Source organism: Novosphingobium sp. SG751A (assembly GCF_013149295.1).
Lineage (GTDB): Bacteria > Pseudomonadota > Alphaproteobacteria > Sphingomonadales > Sphingomonadaceae > Novosphingobium.
Window position 1 is genome coordinate 1 of sequence record NZ_JABGCB010000061.1, and the last position, 1,853, is coordinate 1,853.

General features: G+C 60.7%; 4 protein-coding genes. 2 read left to right on the forward strand and 2 right to left on the reverse strand.

Features of this window, described 5'->3' with window-relative positions:
- The first annotated feature begins 291 nt into the window (after positions 1-291).
- Both FHW96_RS25830 and FHW96_RS25835 read left to right on the forward strand, forming a co-directional pair.
- Positions 292-519 carry an AbrB/MazE/SpoVT family DNA-binding domain-containing protein gene (locus tag FHW96_RS25830; protein ID WP_172343434.1) on the forward strand — a complete coding sequence of 76 codons (228 nt, stop codon included), beginning with the start codon at positions 292-294 and terminating at the stop codon, positions 517-519.
- A 1-nt stretch (position 520) separates the two neighbouring features.
- Positions 521-910 (forward strand): type II toxin-antitoxin system death-on-curing family toxin, encoded by a 390-nt coding sequence (locus FHW96_RS25835; RefSeq protein WP_172343435.1) that lies wholly within the window; start codon positions 521-523, stop codon positions 908-910.
- Between the two features lie 12 nt (positions 911-922).
- Here FHW96_RS25835 and FHW96_RS25840 read toward each other — a convergent pair whose 3' ends face one another.
- Both FHW96_RS25840 and FHW96_RS25845 read right to left on the reverse strand, forming a co-directional pair.
- Positions 923-1,411, reverse strand: coding sequence for a hypothetical protein (locus tag FHW96_RS25840; protein WP_172343436.1), 489 nt, complete (start codon positions 1,409-1,411; stop codon positions 923-925).
- 54 nt (positions 1,412-1,465) lie between these two features.
- Positions 1,466-1,711, reverse strand: coding sequence for a hypothetical protein (locus FHW96_RS25845; protein WP_172343437.1), 246 nt, complete (start codon positions 1,709-1,711; stop codon positions 1,466-1,468).
- Between the last annotated feature and the right edge of the window lie 142 nt (positions 1,712-1,853).

A 1,853-nucleotide genomic window follows, 5' to 3' on the forward strand; every position in this document is an offset into this window, starting at 1 on the left:
AGCCCTACCGCTGACGCCGCACAACCATCATATCGGGAGGTCGCCAACCCAGTAACTGAACTGTGCAACTGAAACCCGACCGTTACTCCATCTGAACTTCGTTTCGCGCGGTCTTAGTGGGCGTTTCGACCCCACATTCTGCCCAGCGTGACCCAAAGGCTTTCTGGGGCCGCCGTTCATGCACGGCGGGGTCAAGATCGGAATGTCCCGTTGCGGCTCTCCTGCGGCCGTGATGGCCGGTTGGTAGGATACGCCTCTTGAGAATTCCGCGCTCTATGTTATAACCATCGTATGAACGCCAACCTCAAGATCACCAAGATCGGCAACTCTGCCGGTGTCGTGTTGCCAAAGGAATTGCTCGCCAAGCTGCGCGCTGGGGTGGGTGACACGCTGTATGTGTCCGAAACGCCAGATGGCATCCGGATCACGGCGGCTGATCCTTCCTTCGAGGCCAAGATGGCGCTGGCCGAGCAGATCATGCGCGAGGACAGGGACATCCTGCGCGTGCTAGCCAAGTAACATGGCGCAGACTGCCGAACCGGCCTGGATCGATGCCGAACTTGCGCTTGCTGTCCACGACCGCCAACTGGCCGAGCATGGCGGGCCAATCGGCGTGCGCGATGCATCTGCCCTGGAATCGGCTTTGGGTCGTCCACGCAACCAGTGGGCCTATGGCGAGGCTGATCTTTGCGCCTTGGCGGCGGCCTATGCTTATGGTGCAGCGCGCAATCACCCCTTCGTCGACGGCAATAAGCGGACCGCATGGGTGCTGGCGCGTTTGTTCCTGACGCTGAACAATGTGCGAATTAGCTTCGCGCCGGAGGAAGCCATTCACATGGTGTTGGCGCTGGCCAGCGGGACACTGACCGAAGTCGAAGTTGGGGAGTGGTTCAGAGCAAGGCTAGCCTGAGCCGTCCAGTCCTTATGCCCCGGCATTCATCACCTCCCACAGAGCCCTATCGGGGGATATCGGCCCCTTGCGGAGCGGCCCACAAGGCGTTTCCGCCAGCCTTTGGGACAAGACCACCAGATCCTCGCCGAACCGTGGCCTCCAACAATCGGCCAAAAAGCTGAATTCGTTGAGCATCCCCACCACGCTGCGGTTCGCGGTCTTGGCATAAGCCACCTCGGCCATGCGCCAGATTTCCTGCGCGATGGCATCGGTGCCTACTCCATGCGCCTTCAAAACCAGCGCCAGTTGCGTGGGGAAACGCCGCGCCAGCGTCGCTGCCGGAGCCAGCGGCATCAGTACCGGCAGCAGCGTGTTTTCGGACACCAGCAAGGCCACCTGCGGCTTCCAGAAAAGGACCGTCGCATACCAATTGCCCAGCAGTGTGTCGCTGGGCTCAGGCGGCGCAAGATCAGCTTTGATCCGATCACGCAGCTTTTGCGTGCAATGCAGAGTGAACATCGCTGAAAGAGGTAGAGGGCTTCGCTTGGCATTTCCAGCCGAGCGATGCTGCCATCAATCGCCTTGGAGCATGGCTGCAAGCATGGCCTGCCAAACGCTCCGACAATCGGCCCGGTTCTCTCCTTTCTGCAGCATGGCTGCGCTCGGCTCCATGACCGCCAAAAATGCCGCACGGGCATTGTCGCGATACATGCGGCGCGTCGGCTCAGCGTCGGGGTCGCTCCAATCCCAATCCGGCTTAACTGTGGCATACATCGCGCGGGCAGCACGTTCGAAGGGAAGCAAATCAGTCTCAGGCATGCAGGGTGTGTATAGCGAACGCGCCCCATGGTGAAGCCCGCCGACGAGTACGAACATAGGGTAATCGCGGGAGCGCTGGCGAGACAGGCCAGTTCGTCGAACGAGATTGCCGCCAGGTGGTTGCCCCCCGATAAGATGGAAG

What these genes read in the sequence shown, in the direction of transcription:
- FHW96_RS25830 (WP_172343434.1), top strand. Translation starts at nt 292, where the DNA reads ATGAACGCCAACCTCAAGATCACCAAGATCGGCAACTCTGCCGGTGTC.
- FHW96_RS25835 (WP_172343435.1), top strand. Translation starts at nt 521, where the DNA reads ATGGCGCAGACTGCCGAACCGGCCTGGATCGATGCCGAACTTGCGCTT.
- FHW96_RS25840 (WP_172343436.1), bottom strand. Translation starts at nt 1,411, where the DNA reads ATGTTCACTCTGCATTGCACGCAAAAGCTGCGTGATCGGATCAAAGCT.
- FHW96_RS25845 (WP_172343437.1), bottom strand. Translation starts at nt 1,711, where the DNA reads ATGCCTGAGACTGATTTGCTTCCCTTCGAACGTGCTGCCCGCGCGATG.